This window comes from Massilia sp. 01N417, assembly GCF_056399645.1.
The window spans coordinates 1-19,781 of sequence record NZ_JBFTRS010000005.1; the positions used below are offsets into that span (position 1 = coordinate 1).

General features: G+C 65.3%; 17 protein-coding genes and 2 tRNA genes. 11 read left to right on the forward strand and 8 right to left on the reverse strand.

The window, feature by feature from the left end:
* Positions 1-124: 124 nt before the first annotated feature.
* The 3 genes from AC1DOQ_RS06865 to AC1DOQ_RS06875 form a co-directional block, all read right to left on the reverse strand.
* Positions 125-1,909, reverse strand: a complete 1,785-nt coding sequence (locus AC1DOQ_RS06865; RefSeq protein WP_477361529.1) for a thiamine pyrophosphate-requiring protein — start codon at positions 1,907-1,909, stop codon at positions 125-127.
* On the reverse strand, positions 1,906-2,274 hold the full coding sequence (locus tag AC1DOQ_RS06870; protein ID WP_477361531.1) for a hypothetical protein: 369 nt from the start codon (positions 2,272-2,274) through the stop codon (positions 1,906-1,908). Before AC1DOQ_RS06870 ends, AC1DOQ_RS06865 begins: the two co-directional genes overlap by 4 nt.
* A 66-nt stretch (positions 2,275-2,340) precedes the next feature.
* Positions 2,341-3,492, reverse strand: coding sequence for a GNAT family N-acetyltransferase (locus tag AC1DOQ_RS06875; protein WP_477361533.1), 1,152 nt, complete (start codon positions 3,490-3,492; stop codon positions 2,341-2,343).
* 31 nt (positions 3,493-3,523) lie between these two features.
* Here AC1DOQ_RS06875 and AC1DOQ_RS06880 point away from each other — a divergent pair, with 31 nt between their 5' ends.
* From AC1DOQ_RS06880 to AC1DOQ_RS06890, 3 genes are all read left to right on the forward strand, one after another.
* A complete protein-coding gene (locus AC1DOQ_RS06880) occupies positions 3,524-5,608 on the forward strand; it encodes an NAD(+) synthase (RefSeq protein WP_477361535.1) in 2,085 nt (694 codons plus the stop codon).
* Between the two features lie 20 nt (positions 5,609-5,628).
* A complete protein-coding gene (locus AC1DOQ_RS06885) occupies positions 5,629-5,967 on the forward strand; it encodes a P-II family nitrogen regulator (RefSeq protein ID WP_477361536.1) in 339 nt (112 codons plus the stop codon).
* Positions 5,968-6,086: 119 nt separating this feature from the next.
* On the forward strand, positions 6,087-6,428 hold the full coding sequence (locus AC1DOQ_RS06890) for a response regulator (RefSeq protein WP_477361538.1): 342 nt from the start codon (positions 6,087-6,089) through the stop codon (positions 6,426-6,428).
* A 6-nt stretch (positions 6,429-6,434) separates the two neighbouring features.
* Here AC1DOQ_RS06890 and AC1DOQ_RS06895 read toward each other — a convergent pair whose 3' ends face one another.
* The 4 genes from AC1DOQ_RS06895 to trxB all read right to left on the reverse strand — a co-directional run bounded on the left by AC1DOQ_RS06895 (position 6,435) and on the right by trxB (position 11,174).
* Positions 6,435-7,040, reverse strand: a complete 606-nt coding sequence (locus tag AC1DOQ_RS06895; protein WP_477361540.1) for a trimeric intracellular cation channel family protein — start codon at positions 7,038-7,040, stop codon at positions 6,435-6,437.
* A 55-nt stretch (positions 7,041-7,095) separates the two neighbouring features.
* The gene (locus tag AC1DOQ_RS06900; RefSeq protein WP_477361542.1) at positions 7,096-9,309 is read right to left on the reverse strand and encodes an ATP-binding protein; all 2,214 of its coding nucleotides are present in this window, start codon (positions 9,307-9,309) and stop codon (positions 7,096-7,098) included.
* 154 nt (positions 9,310-9,463) lie between these two features.
* Positions 9,464-10,144, reverse strand: a complete 681-nt coding sequence (locus AC1DOQ_RS06905) for a Smr/MutS family protein (RefSeq protein ID WP_477361544.1) — start codon at positions 10,142-10,144, stop codon at positions 9,464-9,466.
* A 76-nt stretch (positions 10,145-10,220) separates the two neighbouring features.
* Positions 10,221-11,174 carry a thioredoxin-disulfide reductase gene (gene trxB / locus AC1DOQ_RS06910; protein ID WP_442123222.1) on the reverse strand — a complete coding sequence of 318 codons (954 nt, stop codon included), beginning with the start codon at positions 11,172-11,174 and terminating at the stop codon, positions 10,221-10,223.
* A 184-nt stretch (positions 11,175-11,358) separates the two neighbouring features.
* Here trxB and AC1DOQ_RS06915 point away from each other — a divergent pair, with 184 nt between their 5' ends.
* The 7 genes from AC1DOQ_RS06915 to AC1DOQ_RS06945 all read left to right on the forward strand — a co-directional run bounded on the left by AC1DOQ_RS06915 (position 11,359) and on the right by AC1DOQ_RS06945 (position 18,654).
* Positions 11,359-14,010, forward strand: coding sequence for a DNA translocase FtsK 4TM domain-containing protein (locus AC1DOQ_RS06915; protein WP_477361546.1), 2,652 nt, complete (start codon positions 11,359-11,361; stop codon positions 14,008-14,010).
* A gap of 29 nt (positions 14,011-14,039) precedes the next feature.
* Positions 14,040-14,684 carry an outer membrane lipoprotein chaperone LolA gene (gene lolA / locus AC1DOQ_RS06920; protein ID WP_477361548.1) on the forward strand — a complete coding sequence of 215 codons (645 nt, stop codon included), beginning with the start codon at positions 14,040-14,042 and terminating at the stop codon, positions 14,682-14,684.
* Positions 14,681-15,301, forward strand: coding sequence for an energy transducer TonB (locus tag AC1DOQ_RS06925; protein WP_477361550.1), 621 nt, complete (start codon positions 14,681-14,683; stop codon positions 15,299-15,301). The genes lolA and AC1DOQ_RS06925 overlap by 4 nt, the downstream gene beginning before the upstream one ends.
* Before the next feature lie 48 nt (positions 15,302-15,349).
* Positions 15,350-16,675: a replication-associated recombination protein A gene (locus AC1DOQ_RS06930; RefSeq protein WP_477361552.1), complete on the forward strand. Its 1,326-nt coding sequence runs from the start codon at positions 15,350-15,352 to the stop codon at positions 16,673-16,675.
* A gap of 166 nt (positions 16,676-16,841) precedes the next feature.
* Positions 16,842-17,066, forward strand: coding sequence for a hypothetical protein (locus AC1DOQ_RS06935; RefSeq protein ID WP_477361554.1), 225 nt, complete (start codon positions 16,842-16,844; stop codon positions 17,064-17,066).
* A gap of 120 nt (positions 17,067-17,186) precedes the next feature.
* Positions 17,187-18,482 carry a serine--tRNA ligase gene (serS, locus tag AC1DOQ_RS06940; protein WP_477361555.1) on the forward strand — a complete coding sequence of 432 codons (1,296 nt, stop codon included), beginning with the start codon at positions 17,187-17,189 and terminating at the stop codon, positions 18,480-18,482.
* Between the two features lie 82 nt (positions 18,483-18,564).
* Positions 18,565-18,654 (forward strand) — tRNA-Ser (locus AC1DOQ_RS06945).
* 242 nt (positions 18,655-18,896) lie between these two features.
* Here the strand turns inward: AC1DOQ_RS06945 and AC1DOQ_RS06950 are convergent.
* Positions 18,897-19,496, reverse strand: coding sequence for a hypothetical protein (locus AC1DOQ_RS06950; protein WP_477361557.1), 600 nt, complete (start codon positions 19,494-19,496; stop codon positions 18,897-18,899).
* Positions 19,497-19,679: 183 nt separating this feature from the next.
* Between AC1DOQ_RS06950 and AC1DOQ_RS06955 the strand changes: the two genes are divergently transcribed.
* Positions 19,680-19,769 (forward strand) — tRNA-Ser (locus AC1DOQ_RS06955).
* The last annotated feature ends 12 nt before the right edge of the window (positions 19,770-19,781 follow it).

Consider the following 19,781-nt stretch of genomic DNA (forward strand, 5'->3'; position numbering starts at 1 on the left):
GGGCGCGCCGGGCGCACGGGACGCGGCCGCGCGCGCGCCGCCAGCACCGCCGCCAGGGTCAGCCCGAGGGTGAGGGCGCCCAGTGCGCGCGCCCCCGGACCGGATTCCGCGGGCGCCAGCGCTGTCACGGCTTTTCCTTGGGCAGGATGCCGCTCAGCACCTGGCGCGCCACCCCGGCCAGCATCGAGCCTTCCTTCGGATCGCCCTTGACGACGGTCTCCATGAAGGACTTCGCCTGTTCCAGCGTGATGTGGGAAGGCAGCGGCGGCACTTCCGGATCGGTCCGGAACTCCAGCACCACCGGGCGGTCGGCGTGCAGGGCTTCGCGCCAGGCGGTGCGGACTTCTTCCGGATTGTCGCAATAGATGCCCTTCAGGCCGATCAGCTCGCCGAACTTGTGGTAGGGCACGTCGGGGATCTGCTGGGTGGCGTTGAATTTCGGATCGCCTTCCATCACCCGCTGTTCCCAGGTCACCTGGTTCAGGTCGCCGTTATTGAAGACGCAGACGATCCAGCGCGGATCCTTCCACAGGCGCCAGTACTTGGCCACCGTGATCAGCTCGGCCATGTTATTCATCTGCATGGCGCCGTCGCCGACCATGGCGATCACCGGCCGCTCCGGATGGGCGAACTTGGCCGCGATCGCATACGGCACCGCCGCGCCCATCGAGGCCAGGCCGCCGGACAGCGAGAACATCTGGCCGCGCCTCACCTTCAGGTCGCGCGCATACCAGTTGGCGCAGGAGCCGGAGTCGCAGGTGACGATGGCGTCGACCGGCAACTGCGGCGACAGGTCCCAGGCCACGCGCTGCGGATTGATCGGGTTGGCCGGCTGCAGGGCGCGGTTCTCGAGCAGCTTCCAGGAGTCCGCCACGTAGCTCTCGACGTGGCGGCGCCAGTCGTCGGCCTTCTGTTCCAGCAGCGGCAGCAGCAGCCGCAGGGTCTCGGCGCTGTCGCCGTGCAGGTTGACCTCGGCCGGGTAGCGGATGCTCAGCATGGTCGGGTCGATGTCGATCTGCACGGCGCGCGCCTTGCCTTCCTCGGGCAGGAACTCGGCATAGGGAAAGCCGCTGCCGATCATGAGCAGGGTGTCGCAATGCGTCATCAGGTCCCAGCTGGCCTTGGTGCCGAGGATGCCGATCGAGCCGGTGACCCAGGGCAATTCGTCCGGCAGGACGCCTTTGCCGAGCAAGGCCTTGGCGGCACCGGCCTGCAGGCGGTCGGCCACGGCGATGACTTCGTCGGTGGCGGCCAGGGCGCCGGCGCCGACCAGGATCGCCACCTTCTTGCCGGCGTTCAAGACCTCGGCCGCGCGCCGCAGGTCGGCCTCATGCGGCACCACGCGCGGCTTGCTGTAGCCGATGCCGGACCGGACCGAGCCGTGTTTATGGGGCGGATCTTCGTAAGGCAGTTCCTGCAGGTCGCCGGGAAGGATCAGCACGCCGACGCCGTTGCGCCCGAGCACCGTGCGCATCGCGCGGTCCACGAGCAGGCGCACCTGCGACGGTACCTCGGCTTCCTGCACGTAGTCGGCGACGTCCTGGAACAGCCGGTCCAGGTTCAGCTCCTGGGTGTAATGGGCGCCGCGCGCGGTGCGCGGCGCCTGGCCGCAGATCGCCAGCACCGGCATGTGATCGCACTTGGCGTCGTACAGGCCGGTCACCATGTGGGCCGCGCCGGGACCGCCGGTCGACAGGCAGACGCCGGGCTGGCCGGTGAACTTGGCGTGGGCGGACGCCATGAAGGCCGCCATCTCCTCGTGCCGCACCTGGATGAAGCTGATCTTGTGCCTGGACCGCTGGAGGGCGCCCAGCACCCCGTTGATGCCGTCCCCGGGATAGCCGAAGATGGTGCGCACGCCCCAGTCGTACAGGCGCTCGACGACGAAATCACCGACGGTCTTGCTCATCCTTTCCTCCTTTTGTCCTTTGGGTCAATCCGTAAAGGCCCATGCGGCGAAGGTCCCGGCACCGGTTTCCACAGCTTATTTGGCCGGTTGGCCGAAATCGCGTCATCGGTCTGCTGGCCGGCGATGCCGGTGCGGGCCAGGTAGCGGTCGAGCAGGTGGGGCAGGAATTTCTGGGCCAGGCCACCATCGTGCCCCACACGAAGCCGTGGTAGGTGACGTCGCTGACGCGGCGGAAATCCTCGGGAGCGATCTCGGCGAAGGGCGCGAAGATGGTCGCCATGGCGGGCAAACTCCCGTACCGCCGCGCGGCCGATGCCCGCACTGGCGCCGGTGATCACGACCACTTCTGCGGCTCGGTCCGGCATTGCCTCTCCTTGCGTTTGCCAGGAAAGGGAGAAGCTTAGCACCGGGCGCTTTGGGGCTGCGCTCCGTTAGGTTTGTGCAAATGTTCCAGGCTTGAAGGGATTGCGGTCGTTCAACTCATCGATATAGTCGTCGATCCCGCCGCTTTCCCGTTCCAGGAAGCGCTCGACCGCATCGGCAAACGAGGGATGCGCCAGCCAGTGCGCCGACCAGGTACGGGTCGGCAGGAAGCCGCGCGCCATCTTGTGCTCGCCCTGGGCGCCGCCCTCGAATACCTGGATGCCCTGCTCGATGCAGAATTCGAGCGGCTGGTAATAGGCGGTCTCGAAGTGCAGGCAGGGCACGTGTTCCAGTGCGCCCCAGTAGCGCCCGTACAGCGTGGTCTCGTCGTGCACGACCAGCGAGGCGGCGATCGGGTTGCCGTCGCGCTCGGCGATCACCAGCAGCAAATTCTGCGGCATCTCGCGCCCGATGCGGCGGAAGAAATCCAGGTTCAGGTAGGGCTTCGAGAAGTGCTCGGCATAGGTGTGGCGGTAGCAGCGGGTGAAGAAGCGCCAGTCCTCGTCAAGCGCGTCGGCGCCGCGCACCCGGCGCATCGTGACGCCGGCTTCGAGCACCTTGCGCCGCTCGGCGCGGATGTTCTTGCGCTTCTTCTGCTCCAGCGTCGCCAGGAATTCCTCGAAGTTCGCGTAGCCGGCGTTCATCCAGTGGAACTGCACGCCGCTGCGCAGCAGGTAGCCGGCTTCCGCCAGCTGCCTGGCCTGCTCGTCCGGCGGGAACAGGATATGGGTCGAAGACACATCCGAGGCCTGCTGGGTCGCGCGTAAAACCTCGACCAGGGCCGCGCGGGCGGCCTCGTCGCGGGCCAGCAGGCGCGGTCCCGTCACCGGTGTGAAGGGAATCGCCGACAGCAGCTTGGGATAGTAGTCCAGGCCGTTGCGCTGGTAGGCGTCGGCCCAGGCCCAGTCGAACACGTATTCGCCGTAGGAGTGTCCCTTCACGTAGAGGGGCAGGGCGGCGGCCAGTTCGTCATCGTCGTAGAGGGCGATGAACTGCGGCTGCCAGCCGGTTTCCGGCGTGGCGCTGCCGGATTCGTGCAGCGCGTGCAGGAAGGCGTAGGAGAGGAAGGGATTGGGTTTGTCTTGCCGGGCCACCAGGCCGTCCCAGGCCGGCTGGCCGATCTCGGACAGAGAGGAAGCGATATGCGTGCGATAATTCAAGATGACTTCCGAATATGAAAAGCTGACTTCGATGGATAAGCGATTCTTCAACCTGTACTCGCACGATTTCGCGCGCGTGGCGGTCGCCAGTCCGCGTTGCCGCGTGGCCGACCCCGCTTTCAACGTCCAGGAAACGCTGCGCCTGGCGCGCGACGCCGCGGATCAGGGCGCCGTGCTGGCCGCCTTCCCGGAACTGGGCCTGTCCGCCTACACCTGCGACGACCTGTTCCACCAGCGCGCCCTGCTCGACGCCGTACTCGACGCCCTGCGGCAGCTGGTCGAGGCCTCGCGCGAGTTGCCGCTGGCGATGGTGGTCGGTGCGCCACTGCGCCTGAACCACGTGCTGTTCAATTGCGCGGTGGTGGTGGCCGGCGGCCGCATCCTGGGCGTGGTGCCGAAAAGCTACCTGCCCAATTATGGCGAATTTTACGAAAGCCGGCAGTTCAGTGCGGCGGACAACGCGGCGACCGACCGCATTAGCTTGCTGGGCCAGGACGTGCCCTTCGGTCCGGAGCAGATCTTCGAACTCGAGGGGGTGCCGCTGTTCCGCTTCCACGTCGAGATCTGCGAAGACGTCTGGGTGCCGGTGCCGCCGTCCTCCTTCGCGGCCCTGGCCGGCGCCACCGTGCTGGTCAACCTGTCGGCCTCGAACGTGGTGGTGGGCAAGAGCGGCTACCGCCACCAGCTGGTCAGCCAGCAGTCGGCGCGCTGCCTGGCGGCCTATCTGTACACCTCGGCCGGCCTGGGCGAGTCGACCACCGACATGTCCTGGGACGGCCAGTCCCTGATCTACGAAAAGGGCGACCTGCTGGCCCAGTCGCCGCGCTTCCTGCAGGACTCGCACCTGATCCTCGCCGACGTCGACCTGGAGCGGCTGTCGCTGGACCGCATGCACACGACCACCTTCGCGCAGTCGGTGCGCCGGCATGCGGCGGAGGTCGAACGCTTCCGCACCACGCGCTTCGCCCTCGAGCTGCCGCTCGACAAGGACCTGCCGCTGGCGCGCACCATCGAGCGCTTCCCCTATGTGCCGGCGGACGGCAAACGCCGCGACGAGCGCTGCACCGAGGTCTACAACATCCAGGTCCAGGCCCTGCTGCAGCGCCTGCAGTCGTCTGGCCACCAGAAGGTCGTGATCGGTATTTCCGGCGGCCTGGATTCGACCCATGCGCTGCTGGTCTGCGCCAAGGCCATGGACCGCCTCGGCCTGCCGCGCTCGAACATCCTGGCCTATACGATGCCGGGCTTCGCCACCAGCGAACGTACGCTGCGCCAGGCACGCGAACTGATGGAAGTGGTCGGCGCCACCGCCCACGAGATCGACATCCGCCCGAGCTGCATCCAGATGCTGAAGGACCTCGGCCATCCCTATGCCGAGGGCAAGGAAGAATACGACGTCACCTTCGAGAACGTGCAGGCGGGCGAACGCACCAGCCACCTGTTCCGGCTGGCGAACCACCACCATGCGATCGTGATCGGCACCGGCGACCTGTCCGAGCTGGCGCTGGGCTGGTGCACCTACGGCGTGGGCGACCACATGTCGCACTACAACGTGAACGCCAGCGTGCCGAAGACGCTCATTTCCCACCTGGTGCGCTGGGTGGCGGACACGAAGCAGATCGGCGAGAGCGGCGCCGAGGTCCTGATAAACGTGCTGGAAACCGAGATCAGCCCCGAACTGGTGCCCGCTAAAACCGGTACCGGCAAAGAGGCCGGAATCGCGCCGGCCGGCAAGCCGGCCCAGGTGACGGAAAACTTCATCGGTCCCTACGAGCTGCAGGACTTCAACCTGTACTACACGCTGCGCTACGGCTTCGCGCCGACCAAGGTGGCCTTCCTCTCGTACAGCGCCTGGCACGACCGCGATGCCGGTCCGTGGCCGGAAGGCGGCAGCCCGGCGCGCAACGAGTATGGACTGGCGGCGATCAAGAAGAACCTGGGCATCTTCCTGTGGCGCTTCTTCAAGACCAGTCAGTTCAAGCGCTCCTGCGTGCCGAACGGGCCGAAGGTCGGCAACGGCGGTTCGCTGTCGCCGCGCGGCGACTGGCGGGCACCAAGCGATTCCGAAGCCACGGTGTGGATGGAGCAGCTGGCGCGGATCCCGGACCAAGAATAAACCTGAAAGGAGAAAACCCCATGAAACAGATTACCTGCGTAATCAAACCCTTCAAGCTGGACGAAGTGCGCGAGGCACTGGCGGAAGTGAACGTCACCGGCCTGACCGTGACCGAGGTGAAGGGCTTCGGCCGCCAGAAAGGCCATACCGAGCTCTACCGCGGCGCCGAGTACGTGGTCGATTTTTTGCCAAAGGTAAAAATCGAGGTGGTGGTCGACGATGCCATGACCGAGCAGGTGGTGGATGCGATCATCAAGGCCGCGCGCACCGGCAAGATCGGCGACGGCAAGATCTTCGTGCAGGAAGTCGAGCAGGTGATCCGGATCCGTACCGGCGAAACCGGCGCCGACGCGGTCTGAGCCGATGACACTCAATTCGCGCAAATCCGCTTGTCGTTTAGACCAGGCTTATGTTACATTTCCCCCTTTGAAATGTCACATTGGCCTGTGCGGCCATTCAGCATGCGGATGAGTGTACGGTGAAGCATATCCTGGTAGTCGACGATGAAGAAGCGGTAGGGTACGTGTTCGAGCGCTACCTGGCTATCAAGGGTTACCGGGTGTCGGTGGCGTACAGCGGCGAGCAGGCGCTGGAATGCTACCGGGCCGACAAGCCCGACCTGGTCGTCACCGACTATAAAATGCCCGGCATGAACGGCGCCGATCTGCTGCTGCGCCTGCGCGCCATCGATCCGGCCTTGCCGGCGGTCATGATTTCGGCAAATCCCATCGAAGTCGGCCCGACCCTGGACCACGTCATGTTCTTCCCCAAGCCGGTGTCGCTGGAGACCCTGGCCGAGCATATCGGCAGGGTCATCTGAGGCGCCTCACCGTCCCACCTGCACATCGAACTTCCAGGTCAGCAGGCGCAGGCCGCTGATGAAGAAGGCGCTCGACCACAGCGCGAACTCGCGCGGCACGCCGTACATCCCCATCAGCAGGAACATCCAGCTGCCGAGGAAGGCGCAGATCGCATAGGGTTTGCCGTCGCGGAAGACCATCGGCACCTCGTTGCAGACGATGTCGCGCAGCACCCCGCCGAAGATCCCGGTGATCACCCCCATCATCGAGGCGATGAACAGCGGCATGTTCGCTTCCATTGCCGCCGAGGCGCCCGCCACCGAGAACAATCCCAGCCCGAAGGCGTCGGCGATCACGATCAGGCGCTCGGAGACGATGTGCCGCAGGGTGCGCATCAGCGGCGAGGCCACCAATGCCAGCACGAAGATCAGGATCGCGTACTCCTGGTGCTGGACCCAGAACAGCGGTCTTCGGTCGAGCAGGATGTCGCGCAGGGTGCCGCCGCCGAATGCGGCGATGAAGGCGACCGTGAATACGCCGACCAGGTCCATGCGCTTGCGCCTGGCTTCGATGAAGCCGGAGAAGGCGGCAACCAGGACCGCCGTGATTTCGATGATGGTGACCAGTCTCATGCAATGTGGGCAAATGGCGATGTTGCTAGACTAACATGCCGAGCCCGACATTGGCTTATTCCTGGGCTGCGAGCGGCAGGTGCACCGCGAATATCACCGTTCCCGCGCCCTGGCCGCCTGGCTGGTGACGGTAGGCGATCTCGCCCTGGTGCTCGCGCACGATCTGCTGGGCGATGTAGAGGCCCAGGCCCATGCCGGTGCGGTTGCGCGGATTGTTCAGCGAGCTGCGCTTGAAGGCATTGAACAGGCCGGATTCGATCTCGTGCGGGATCGGCGCGCCGGCATTGGCGACGCTGACCACGGCCTGGCCGTCTTCGCTGCGCAGCAGGATACCGATCGGCTGGTTCGGCTCGCCGTGGTGGCGCGCATTGCTCAGCAGGTTCGACAGCACCTGGCCGAGGCGGCCGCCGTCCGCCATCACCACGGCCGGGCCTTCGATCTTCAGGTCGTAGACGATGGTCGGGTAGGCCAGGCGGGCTTCCTCGACCATGTCCACCACCAGCGCCGCCAGGTCGACCCGTTCCAGCGCCACGCCGAGGCCCATGCCGCGGTCGATGCGGCTCATGTCCAGCACCTGGCCGATCATGCGCTGCATGCGGTTGCTTGACGACTGGATGCGGCGTCCCAGGGTGCCGCCCTTGCTGGCGCTGTCGGTCTTTTCCAGCACGATGCCGGCCATGTTGATGGAGTGCAGCGGGTCGCGCAGGTCGTGGCCCAGCATCGCCAGCAGCTGGGCGCGGGTGGTCTCAAGCTGGGCGCGGCGCGCGTTCGACACGCGTGCCAGTTCGCCCAGGGTCATGCGGGCATGGGTCAGGACGCCTTCTTCCCATTCGTGGGCACAGCCGCGCACGGTCTGGTGCCAGGCGTCGAAGGAGCCGCGCGGCGTCAGGCGTTCGCCCATCGGGCCGACCTGGCCGCTCTTGTCCGGCTTGCCGCCCCAGGCGACTTCCTCGATCTGCTCGTGGCGCAGCAGCAGGCACCAGCCCTTGCTGGGCGGGTCGTAGGGCAGGCCCAGCATGCCGGCCCATTTGCCGAGGCCGGCGTGCGCCGCCTCCGGCCAGTCGGCGGCGCACTGGCGCACCAGCAATTCGTGGGCATCGGCCGGCAGGGTGGCGACGATCGCCTCGCCGCTGGCCTGGTCGATGCCGCGGCAGACCACGCGGTCGAACTGGGTCGCGATCATGGCCTGGGCGCGCGCCGCGACCAGCATGCCGTCGGCGTGCTCGATCAGGGCCTCGAGCGGATCTTCTTCCAGCAGCAGCGATTCGACCAGGCTGGTACGGACCTTGGCGGCGCGCTCGACCAGTTCGGCTTCCTCGCGCGATTCCAGGCCCTGGATCGTCGAGGCGATCACCTGGGCCAGCACGTCGGCCGCCATGCGGATCGAGTAGGGTACGCGCTTCGGGCCCATGTGGTGGCAGGCGAGCAGGCCCCACAGGCGGCCGTTGATGACGATCGACACGCTCATCGAGGCGCCCACGCCCATGTTCTGCAGGTACTCCACGTGGATCGGCGAGACGCTGCGCAGCAGCGCGAAGCTCATGTCCAGCGGCGCGGCGCCCGGTGCGCCGACCAGGGGCACGGCGTGATAGGTGACGTCGGCGATCATGCGCAGGGTGTTCAGCACATACAGGCGGCGCGCCTGCGGCGGGATGTCGCCGGCCGGATAGCGCTGGCCGAGGTAGGGCGTGAGGTCGTCGCGGCGCGCCTCGGCCACCACGTCGCCGCTGTCGTCGGGACGGAAGCGGTAGGCCATCACGCGGTCGAAGCCGGTGAACTCGCGCACCTGGCGCACGGCGGTGTCCAGCAGGGCGTCGACGTTCTTCTGGCGGCGCAGGCGGTCGATCGAGGAGTGGGCCTTGATGGCGAACTGGGCGACGGTATCGGCGGCGACCTCGCGCGCCTCGAACTCGGCGATCACGCGGCCCTCGTGGGCATGCACGACGCAGTCGTATTCGGTGTCGCCGACGGTAATCGCGGCAACCATCGGCATGGCCTCGCCCTCGCTCATGCTGTCCAGCGATTCCTGGATCAGCTCGGTGACTTCGGCCGGCAGGCCGAGTTCGCCGAAGGGCTTGGCGAGTTCGAGATGGGCGGCGAGGGCGGCGGGGGCGTTTTCGCTCCAGCCTTCGACCGCGCCGGCGGCGGTGAAGAAGATCAGTGCTCCGTGCGGCTGGATCGAACCCGGGATGTGGATCGGTTCATCTGCACAGTTGAGCAGGTCGACACGCATCGGGGCGCCCATCGGCACCGGTGATCTTGACTTCAATTCGCATCATCCCTTCTCATGCAAAACCACGATGGTTCTGCCTAGCGTGCATCTTACAGGTTTCAAAGAAGGCATGCCGTGCGTTTTTCAACTTAACGCGACAGTGAAGGGCTTTTTAGCCGAATTAGACCAAAAATTTGAACAAATGTAAGACTTAGTCGTCATTTAGCGCAGGGCGCAGAAGGACGATGAGGGCGCCATGGCCGCCGTCGGTGCGGCCGGCCACGCAGAAGGCGACCACCTCGGCGGTCTGCACCAGCCAGCTGTGCACCATGCCGCGCAGCACCGGCTCGCCGCCGGCGGAGCCATAGCCGACGCCGTGGATGATGCGCACGCAGCGCACCCCGTTCTTGTTCGAGCGTCGCAGGAAGGCGTCGACCAGGCGCCGCGCCAGGTCGCGGGTATAGCCGTGCAGGTCCAGCTCGTCCTCGACCTGCCAGTGGCGTTTTCTCAGCTTCTTGACGACGTCGGGGCCGACGCCGGGCGCCGACCAGCTGAGGGTGGGATCTTCGTCGAGCAGGCCGTCGACGTCGAACTGGTCGGACAGCATCGATTCGCGCAGCACGGCTTCGATGTCTTCTTCGTGGAGGGGAGGGCGCTGCGGACCCGGGCCGGCGGCGCGGCGCTCGGCTTCCAGCACCGGGCGCCAGACGTAGCGGTCCGATTCCGGTATCGGCTTGACGTCCTTGACGGCATCGCGGAACTCGACCGCGTTCGCCTTGTCGATGCGCTCGCGCCGTTCGCGCGCGGCCTTTTCGATGGCGCGCTGGCGCTGATCTTCCTTGAGCTGTTCGCGCAAGGATTTCAGGTCCGAGAAGTCTTTCAAGCCCGCCACATCGCCCTCGTAAAAACATGTCATTCCCGGCATTGCCGGAAATGACCCCCCGCGCAGGCGGGGGCCCAAGTAATAATTACTCCAGCGCTTCCAGGTAACGCTGCGCATCCAGCGCCGCCATGCAGCCGGTACCCGACGAGGTGATCGCCTGGCGATACACGTGATCCTGCACGTCGCCGGCCGCGAACACACCTTCGACGCTGGTCGCCGTGGCCATGCCCTCGGTGCCGCTGCGGGTCTTGATGTAGCCGTTGTGCATCTCGAGCTGGCCGTCGAAGATGCCGGTGTTCGGCTTGTGGCCGATCGCCACGAACAGGCCGTGCACCTTGATGTCCTTGGTGGCGTCGCCGGCGCTCGACTTCAGGCGCAGGCCGGTCACGCCGCTGGCGTCGCCCAGCACCTCGTCCAGGGTCTGGTTCAGCTCCAGCACGATCTTGCCTTCCTCGACCTTGTGCATCAGGCGGTCGACCAGGATCGGCTCGGCGCGGAACTTGTCGCGGCGGTGGATCAGGGTCACCTTGCTGGCGATGTTGGACAGGTACAGCGCTTCCTCGACCGCGGTATTGCCGCCGCCAATCACCGCCACTTCCTGGTTGCGGTAGAAGAAACCGTCGCAGGTGGCGCAGGCGGACACGCCCTTGCCCATGAATTCCTGCTCGCTCGGCAGGCCGAGGTACTGGGCCGAGGCGCCGGTCGCGATGATCAGGGCGTCGCAGGTGAACTCATGCGAATCGCCCACCAGGCGGATCGGCTTCTCGTTCAGGAAAGTCGTGTGGATGTGGTCGAACACGATCTCGGTATTGAAGCGCTCGGCGTGCTGCAGCAGGCGCTGCATCAGTTCCGGACCCTGGACGCCCAGCGGATCGCCCGGCCAGTTCTCGACGTCGGTCGTGGTCATCAGCTGGCCACCCTGCTCGACGCCGGTCACCAGCATCGGGCTCAGGTTGGCGCGTGCGGCGTAGACGGCGGCGCTGTAGCCGGCGGGGCCGGAACCGAGAATCAGGACTTTGGCGTGTTTGCGAGTGGTCATTGCAGGAATTCGTCTTATTGGTAAGGGAAGGGAACTGGGGCTGAAAAGCCACTTTATCAAGGGGATATGTGGCTCACATTATAGTCGATGATGCACACGAGCATGAATCGTGGGCCCGCCCGGCAATATATCGCTTAGAATGGTCGATCTTTGTAAGTTCCCAGCAGCATCGGTTTCAATCAGCATGAGTAAGAATAGTCAATCGACAACTTCGACCTATACCCGCAAGCCTGCGCCGCCCCGGCAGCCGATGCCCAACCGGCTGGTGCGCTTGCTGTCGGAAGCGCGCTGGCTGGCCACCGCCGTGGCACTGCTGTATTTCGTCCTCATCCTGCTCAGCTATAACAAGGCGGACCCGGGCTGGTCGCACGAGAATGCGGTGCCCCACGTGGTCAACCTGGGCGGCCGCGCCGGCGCCTGGCTGGCCGACCTGCTGCTGTTCATCTTCGGCTTTTCCGCCTGGTGGCTGTGCGTCTGCTTCGCGCGCGCCGTGTGGAAGGGTTACCGGCGCCTGCACAACCGCTTCGTGATCGAAGCCGCCGAGCCGGAGCCGGAGCACCAGGGCGAGACGGTGATCCGCTGGATCGGCTTTGCCCTGATGTTCGCCGGCAGTGTCGGCCTCGAATACCTGCGTATGTGGTCGCTCAAGGTGGAGCTGCCGCGCTCCCCCGGCGGCGTGCTGGGCCAGCTGATCGGCCATTCGGCCCACACCGCCTTCGGCTTCACCGGCGCGACCCTGCTCCTGCTGCTGCTGTTCGGCCTCGGCTTTTCCTGGTACTTCCAGGTGTCCTGGCTGGGGGTGGCCGAGCGCATCGGCGAATCGGTCGAGACCAGCCTCGCATGGTTCCGCCTGCGCTACGAAGACCGCGAAGACCGTCGCCAGGGCGAGGTTGCGGCCAGCCGCCGCGACGAAGTGGTGGTGAACGAGCGCGCCAAGTACGTCGAGAAGCATGCGCCGCCGCCGGCCCCGAAGGCCTTGCCGGAGCCGGACGACGAGTCCGGGAACGCCCCGGCGCCGGGCTTCCTGGCCAAGATGATGTCCAAGGTCGGCAAGGGCAAGGCCGAGAAGGCGGAGACCAAGGGCGACGCCAAGCTCGAGCCGCGCGCCGAGCCGATGCTGGAAGACGAGGTCGACGAGGATGGCGTGGTGACGCCGCGGGCCCCGGCGCCGCGCGAACCCGCGTTCGCGCCGCCCGCGACGCTGGCCGCCGAGCCTGCGCCGCGCGCCCCGGCGTCCGCATCGGCCGCCGCGCCGGCGCCGATCAAGATCGAGCCCCAGGTGACCAGCGTGCCGCGCTCCGAACGCGCCGAGAAGGAAAGGCAGAACAAGCTGTTCGAAGGCATGCCGGGCGATTCGACCCTGCCGCCGCTCGGCCTGCTGGACGATGCGCCGCCGGCCCAGGAATCGGTGGCCATCGAAACCCTGGAATTCACCAGCCGCTTAATTGAGAAAAAGCTGTCCGACTTCGGCGTCGAAGCCAAGGTGGTGGCCGCCTATCCGGGGCCGGTCGTGACCCGCTACGAGATCGAGCCGGCCACCGGCGTCAAGGGCAGCCAGATCGTCAACCTGGCGCGCGACCTGGCGCGTTCGCTGTCGCTGACCTCCATCCGCGTGGTCGAGACCATCCCCGGCAAGAACTACATGGCGCTGGAGCTGCCGAACCCGAAACGCCAGATCGTGCGCCTGACCGAGATCCTCGGCTCCAAGGTCTACGGCGACAGCGCTTCGAGCCTCACCGTCGCGCTGGGCAAGGACATCGCCGGCAAGCCGGTGATCGCCGACCTGGCCAAGATGCCCCACCTGCTGGTGGCGGGCACCACCGGTTCCGGCAAGTCGGTCGGCATCAACGCGACGATCCTCTCGCTGTTATATAAAGCCGACCCGGACGATGTGCGCTTGATTCTCATCGACCCGAAGATGCTGGAGATGTCGGTCTACGAAGGCATTCCGCACCTGCTGGCGCCGGTCGTGACCGACATGCGCCAGGCCGGCCACGCCCTGAACTGGGCGGTGAACGAGATGGAACGCCGCTACAAATTGATGTCCAAGCTGGGCGTGCGTAACCTGGCCGGCTACAACGGCAAGATCCTGGAAGCGGCCAAGCGCGAAGAGCACATCCCGAACCCGTTCTCGCTGACGCCGGACGCGCCGGAACCGCTCGACAAGCTGCCGACCATCGTCATCATCATCGACGAGCTGGCCGACCTCATGATGGTGGTCGGCAAGAAGGTCGAGGAACTGATCGCCCGTATCGCGCAGAAGGCGCGTGCCGCCGGTATCCACCTGATCCTGGCCACCCAGCGGCCGTCGGTGGACGTGATCACGGGCCTGATCAAGGCGAACATCCCGACCCGCATCGCGTTCCAGGTGTCGTCGAAAATCGACTCGCGCACCATTCTCGACCAGATGGGCGCCGAGACCCTGCTGGGCATGGGCGACATGCTCTACATGCCGCCGGGTACCGGCCTGCCGGTCCGCGTGCACGGCGCCTTCGTCTCCGACGACGAAGTGCATCGAGTTGTAAAACATCTGCAATCGACGGGCGAACCGAATTACATTGAAGGCATCCTCGAAGGCGGCGTGGCCGAGGAAGGCGGCGCCGACGGCGTCGCGGCGGGCGAGGGCGGCGGCGAATCCGACGCCCTCTACGACCAGGCCGTGCAGGTCGTGCTGAAGAACCGCAAGGCCTCGATCTCGCTGGTGCAGCGCCACCTGCGGATCGGCTACAACCGCGCGGCGCGCCTGATCGAGCAGATGGAGCAGAGCGGCCTGGTGTCGCCGATGCAGTCGAACGGCAACCGCGACATCCTGGTGCCTGCGACCAGCGCCGAATAATGTACGTCGCGTTTGCAAGGAACATATCGATGAAGAATATGACGCTGAAATTTTCCCTGGCCACCCTGCTGGCCGCAAGCTCCCTGGCCCTGAGCGCCACCGCCTCCGCCAGCGCCCTCGAACAGTTCAAGAGCTTCGTCTCCGGCACCAAGTCGGCCCGCGGCGACTTCGTCCAGACCCAGGTCCGCAGCAAGGCCGCCAGCGGCAAGGCCCAGCCGCCTTCAAGCGGGAGCTTCGTGTTCGCCCGCCCCGGCAAGTTCATCTGGACTTACCAGAAGCCCTACGAGCAGGTGCTGCAGGCCGACGGCGAGACCCTCTACGTCTACGACAAGGACCTGAACCAGGTCACCACCCGCAAGCTCGGCAACGCCCTGGGCAGCTCGCCGGCCGCGATCCTGTTCGGCAGCAACGACCTGGAAAAGAACTTCACCCTGGTCGAAGCCGGCACCCGCGACGGCCTGGAATGGATGACGGCGACGCCGAAAGCCAAGGACACCACCTTCGAGCAGATCGGCATCGGCCTGAAGGACGGCGTGCCGCAGGCGATGGAGCTGAAGGATTCCTTCGGCCAGACCTCGGTGCTGAAGTTCACGAACTTCCAGCGCAACCCGCAGCTGGGCGCCCAGCAGTTCAAGTTCGAGGTGCCGAAGGGCGCCGACGTGGTGAACCAGTGAAACCCGGCCTTGCGCTGCTGACGGCGGCGCTGGCTGCCGTCCACGCAGCGCCGGCCGCCGCCCAGATACCGCCGCCGCCCAAGGCCTGCGCCGCCGCCGAATACCCGCGCGAAGCGGTGCGCTACGAACTCGAAGGCATCACGACCCTGCGCTACCAGCTGGCCGCGGACGGCCGCGTGAGCGAAGTCCGGATCGCCAGGTCGAGCGGCTGGGCGCTGCTCGACGATGCCGCCATCCGCAGCATCCGCTCCTGCAGGTTCGCGCCCGCGGACACCGCACGCGCGCAAGGCGCGGCGTTGCCGGTGCAGTACGTCTGGCGCCTGAACGGCGGCGGCGTCCTGCGTCCCCACCTGGTGCCCGGCAGTTGCCCGGCCAGCGGCCGCTTCGCCGCCTTCCAGCCCTACGAGAACGCGTCCAGCGGCGCGGACGGGGTCAAGGTGCGCTTCCTCGTCGACGGCGCCGGCCACGCGCGCGGCGTGAAGCCGGAAGGCGCCAGCCTGCCGCCGGAGACCACCGCCGCGCTGGCCGGCTATGTCGAAAGCTGCCGCTTCGGCTTCGATCCGGCGCTCAAGGGCGAGCGCACCGATACCGCCTACGGCCGGGTCCTGTTCCGCTGAGCCGCCGCAGCGGCTACCGGCCGCGCGTCCATCGGCTACACTAAGCAAATGGACAACCACGATTTATTCAAGGCCGAACCTTCGCCCCCGCTGGCCGAAGCCCTGCGGCCCAAAACCATTGCCGAGGTCATCGGTCAAAGCCATCTGCTGGGGCCGGGCAAGCCGCTGAACCTGGTGTTCCAGTCGGGCCGCCCGCACTCCATGATCCTGTGGGGGCCGCCGGGCGTCGGCAAGACCACCCTGGCGCGCCTGACCGCGAACGCCTTCGACTGCGAATTCATCGCGCTGTCGGCGGTGCTGTCCGGCGTGAAGGACATCCGCGCGTCCATCGAACAGGCCGAGCACTACCTGGCCGGCGGCAAGCACACCATCCTCTTCATCGACGAGATCCATCGCTTCAACAAGTCGCAGCAGGACGCCTTGCTGCCGTTCGTCGAGAGCGGTCTCGTGACGCTGATCGGCGCCACCACCGAGAACCCGTCCTTCGAAGTCAATTCGGCGCTGCTGTCGCGCTCCCAGGTGTATGTGCTGAAGGCGCTGAACGACGACGAGATGCGCCAGCTGCTGGCGCGCGCCCGGGAGCGGGTGCTGCAGAACCTGCAGTTCGACGAGGTGGCGGTCGACACGCTGGTCGGCTACGCGGACGGCGACGCCCGCCGCTTCCTCAACCTGCTGGAGCAGACCAAGACCTCGGCCGACACCGCCGGCGTCACGCAGATCACGCGCGAGTTCGTCGAGAACGCGCTGACCCTGAACGCGCGCCGCTTCGACAAGGGCGGCGACAACTTCTACGACCAGATATCCGCCTTGCATAAATCGGTGCGCGGCTCGCATCCGGACGCCGCCCTGTACTGGCTGTGCCGCATGCTGGACGGCGGCGCCGATCCCAAGTACCTGTCGCGCCGCATCGTGCGCATGGCCTGGGAAGACATCGGCATCGCCGACCCGCGCGCGATCCAGCTCGCCAACGACGCCGCCGAGACCTTCGAGCGCCTCGGCTCGCCCGAGGGCGAACTGGCGCTGGGCCAGGCCGTGATCTACCTGGCGATCGCGGCCAAGAGCAATGCCGGCTACAACGCCTTCAACGCCGCCATGGCCTTCGTCAGGAAGGACAAGTCGCGCGAGGTGCCGGTCCACCTGCGCAATGCGCCGACCAAGCTGATGAAGGAACTCGGCTACGGCCACGCCTACCGCTATGCCCACGACGAGCCGCATGCCTACGCGGCCGGCGAAACCTATCTGCCGGACGGCATGCCGGAACCGGGCTGGTACCAGCCGGTGCCGCGCGGGATCGAGGCCAAGATCGCCGAGAAGATGGCCTGGCTGCGCAGCCTGGACGACGAGGCGCGCGACGGCGGCGGCGAGGCGAGCTGAACGGCAGGCGCCGGGAGGCGCCGAATCCCGAAAGAGCTGCTTTTTCGCGTTTCATCCCGCATTTCGTGCGCTTCGTCGCATCTCGATGGAGTCGGGGGAAGGGAATGGCTACAGTACCACCATACCAAAGCAATTCTCAACCGAACAAAACCCGAAGGACACCATCATGAAACTGCTCAAAAACCTCGAAGCCACCTTCCTCGTCGCCGCCGTCGTGACCAACTTCGCCAGCTACGCCGTCGCCTCGGCACAGGCACCGGAAGCGTTGCGCGCCGCCCCGGCCGCCGCCGTGGTCAGCCAGGCCGTCAAGGCCGAAGTCAATCCGAAGGTGCCGGTGGTCGTGGTCAAGGCCCAGCGCCTGAGCGCCGCCGAAAAAGCGGCACTCAACTAAGCCGCACCAGAGCAAACGCTGGGCCGATCGGGGAATCGATCGACGAAACACGCGGACCTGGAGCTGTCGGCTTGGTACAATTGCGCATTCGATAAAACCAATCGCAACGCAAACCCCGACATGATTGACATCCAACTTCTCCGCAAAGACATCGACAACGTTGCAGCGCGCCTCGCGACCCGCAAATTCCAGCTCGACGTCGCCGGCTTCAATGCCCTCGAAGCCGAGCGCAAGGCGATCCAGACGCGCACCGAAGAACTGCAAGGCAAGCGCAACAGCCTGTCCAAGCAGATCGGCATGCTGAAGGGCAAAGGCGAAGACACCAGCGCCGTGATGGCGGAAGTGGCCGGCATCGGCGACGAACTGAAGGCCAACGAAGTGGCCCTGGCCCAGGTGCAGGAGAAGGTGGCGCGCTTCATGGAAGCGATCCCGAACCTGCCGCACGAGTCCGTGCCGGTCGGCCAGGACGAGTCGGGCAACGTCGAAGTGCGCAAGGTCGGCACGCCGCGCACCTTCGATTTCGAAGTGAAGGACCACGTCGACGTCGGCGCCGCGCTGGGCCTGGACTTCGACACCGCGACCAAGCTGACCGGCTCGCGCTTCTCGGTCATGAAGGGCGGCATCGCCAGATTGCACCGCGCGCTGGCCCAGTTCATGCTGGACACCCACACCGGCCAGCACGGCTATACCGAGTGCTACACCCCCTACATGGTCAACGCGGATTCGCTGCGCGGCACCGGCCAGCTGCCGAAGTTCGAGGAAGACCTGTTCGCCGTGAAGAAGGGCGGCGCGGAAGGCGAGGGCGAGAACTTCTACCTGATCCCGACCTCGGAAGTCTCGCTGACCAATATGGTGCGTGACGAGATCGTGGCGCTGGACTCGCTCCCGTTCAAGGTCACCGCCCACACCCCGTGCTTCCGTTCGGAAGCCGGCAGCTACGGCCGCGACACCCGCGGCATGATCCGCCAGCACCAGTTCGACAAGGTCGAGCTCGTGCAGGCCGTGCACCCGGAAAAATCGTACGAAGCGCTGGAAGAGATGGTCGGCCAGGCCGAGTTCATCCTGAAGAGCCTGGGCCTGCCTTACCGCGTCATGTCCCTGTGCACCGGCGACATGGGCTTCGGCGCCGCCAAGACCTACGACCTCGAAGTGTGGCTGCCGGCCCAGAACACCTACCGCGAGATCTCGTCGCTGTCGAACACCGAAGCCTTCCAGGCCCGCCGCATGCACGCCCGCTTCCGCAATGCCCAGGGCAAGCCGGAACTGCTGCACACCCTGAACGGCTCCGGCCTGGCAGTCGGCCGCACCCTGGTCGCCGTGCTGGAAAACTACCAGCAGGCCGACGGCAGCGTGGTGATCCCGGAAGTGCTGCGTCCGTACATGGGCGGCATCGAGCGCCTGATCCCGGCTGCTTGAGTTTCACTGCATAAATAGCTCTTCCGTTTTCGCATGGGGCTGCTATAATGTGGCCTCTCGCGAATACAGCGACCGGTTACCAGGAGAGGTGGCAGAGTGGTCGAATGTACCTGACTCGAAATCAGGCGTACGGGTGACCGTACCGTGGGTTCGAATCCCACCCTCTCCGCCAAAACAAAGAAAAAGGCTCCCACCGGGAGCCTTTTTCTTTTGGCGAAGAGGGAGGGAAGCGCCTGCGCGCTTCCCGTTGGGATTCGAAGGGCTGGGCTTGCAAGCCCAGCCCGCCCGAATCGCCCATCTGCAGTTTCTTGCGCGCTGCGCGCGCAAGAAACTGCGCCGCGCGCCGAGGGCGCGCGTTCGTCATTCTGACTTTTCGCATTTCGTAGACTGTAAGCCTACTTCAGCTCGAATATTTTATCGTTGCACTTCAGCTTGCGAGTTTACGATTTCTGCGGCTTTTGTCATTCCTTCGCCTTTTCGTATCGCAAATAGCGCCAAGGTCGTATAGCCGAGCAAACCTATAATGAAGGTCGAAGTGTTTGGATCTGGTCCCTGATTGATCAGCAGCACTGGCAAGAGGATAGAACCAATCACACCAATTGCACCTGTGATGAATATCATCGCCCAAAAGAGCTGGTGTAAGCGGCGACTCTGCTTTTTTAGGTATTTCGATCGGTACTTGAATATCAGATTAGAGTCTTGCTGGTCCACTTCAATAAAATCTCTTGCCTGTTTGTAGGCGCGAAGAAGTGTTCCGCTACTGTCGAGTGCAATAAGTTGCCGGGCTTCGGCGCCTTTTATTCCGGAGGTCCCTGCGAGAGCTTGAAACCCTCGCTCAGCCACGAATTCTTTATTCATCTCATCAAAGCCTTCGCTCAAGAATGCTTTTGCAAGTTCGTAGTCTTCCTTAAGTTTTTTATGCCGCATTGCAGAAAGATTTTCTGCGGCAGTCTTTACGCCGGTGACGACGCCGATGAGCGCACCTATCTTCGTGATTGTGTCCAAGTCGAGCATGAAAACGCCGTTGAGAAATGATTGCTGTAGTAGAGGTCTTAACTAACGCGTTTAAAATAGCGAGAAAATTACATAGTAGCAACTATTTTTGAGGCTTGCTGAACGTTTCTTTAGTCATGACTTGCGGTAAGCTCCGGCACCCCCTATAATGCGTGCTCTCGCGAATACAGCGACCGGTTACCAGGAGAGGTGGCAGAGTGGTCGAATGTACCTGACTCGAAATCAGGCGTACGGGTGACCGTACCGTGGGTTCGAATCCCACCCTCTCCGCCAGAACGAAAAAGG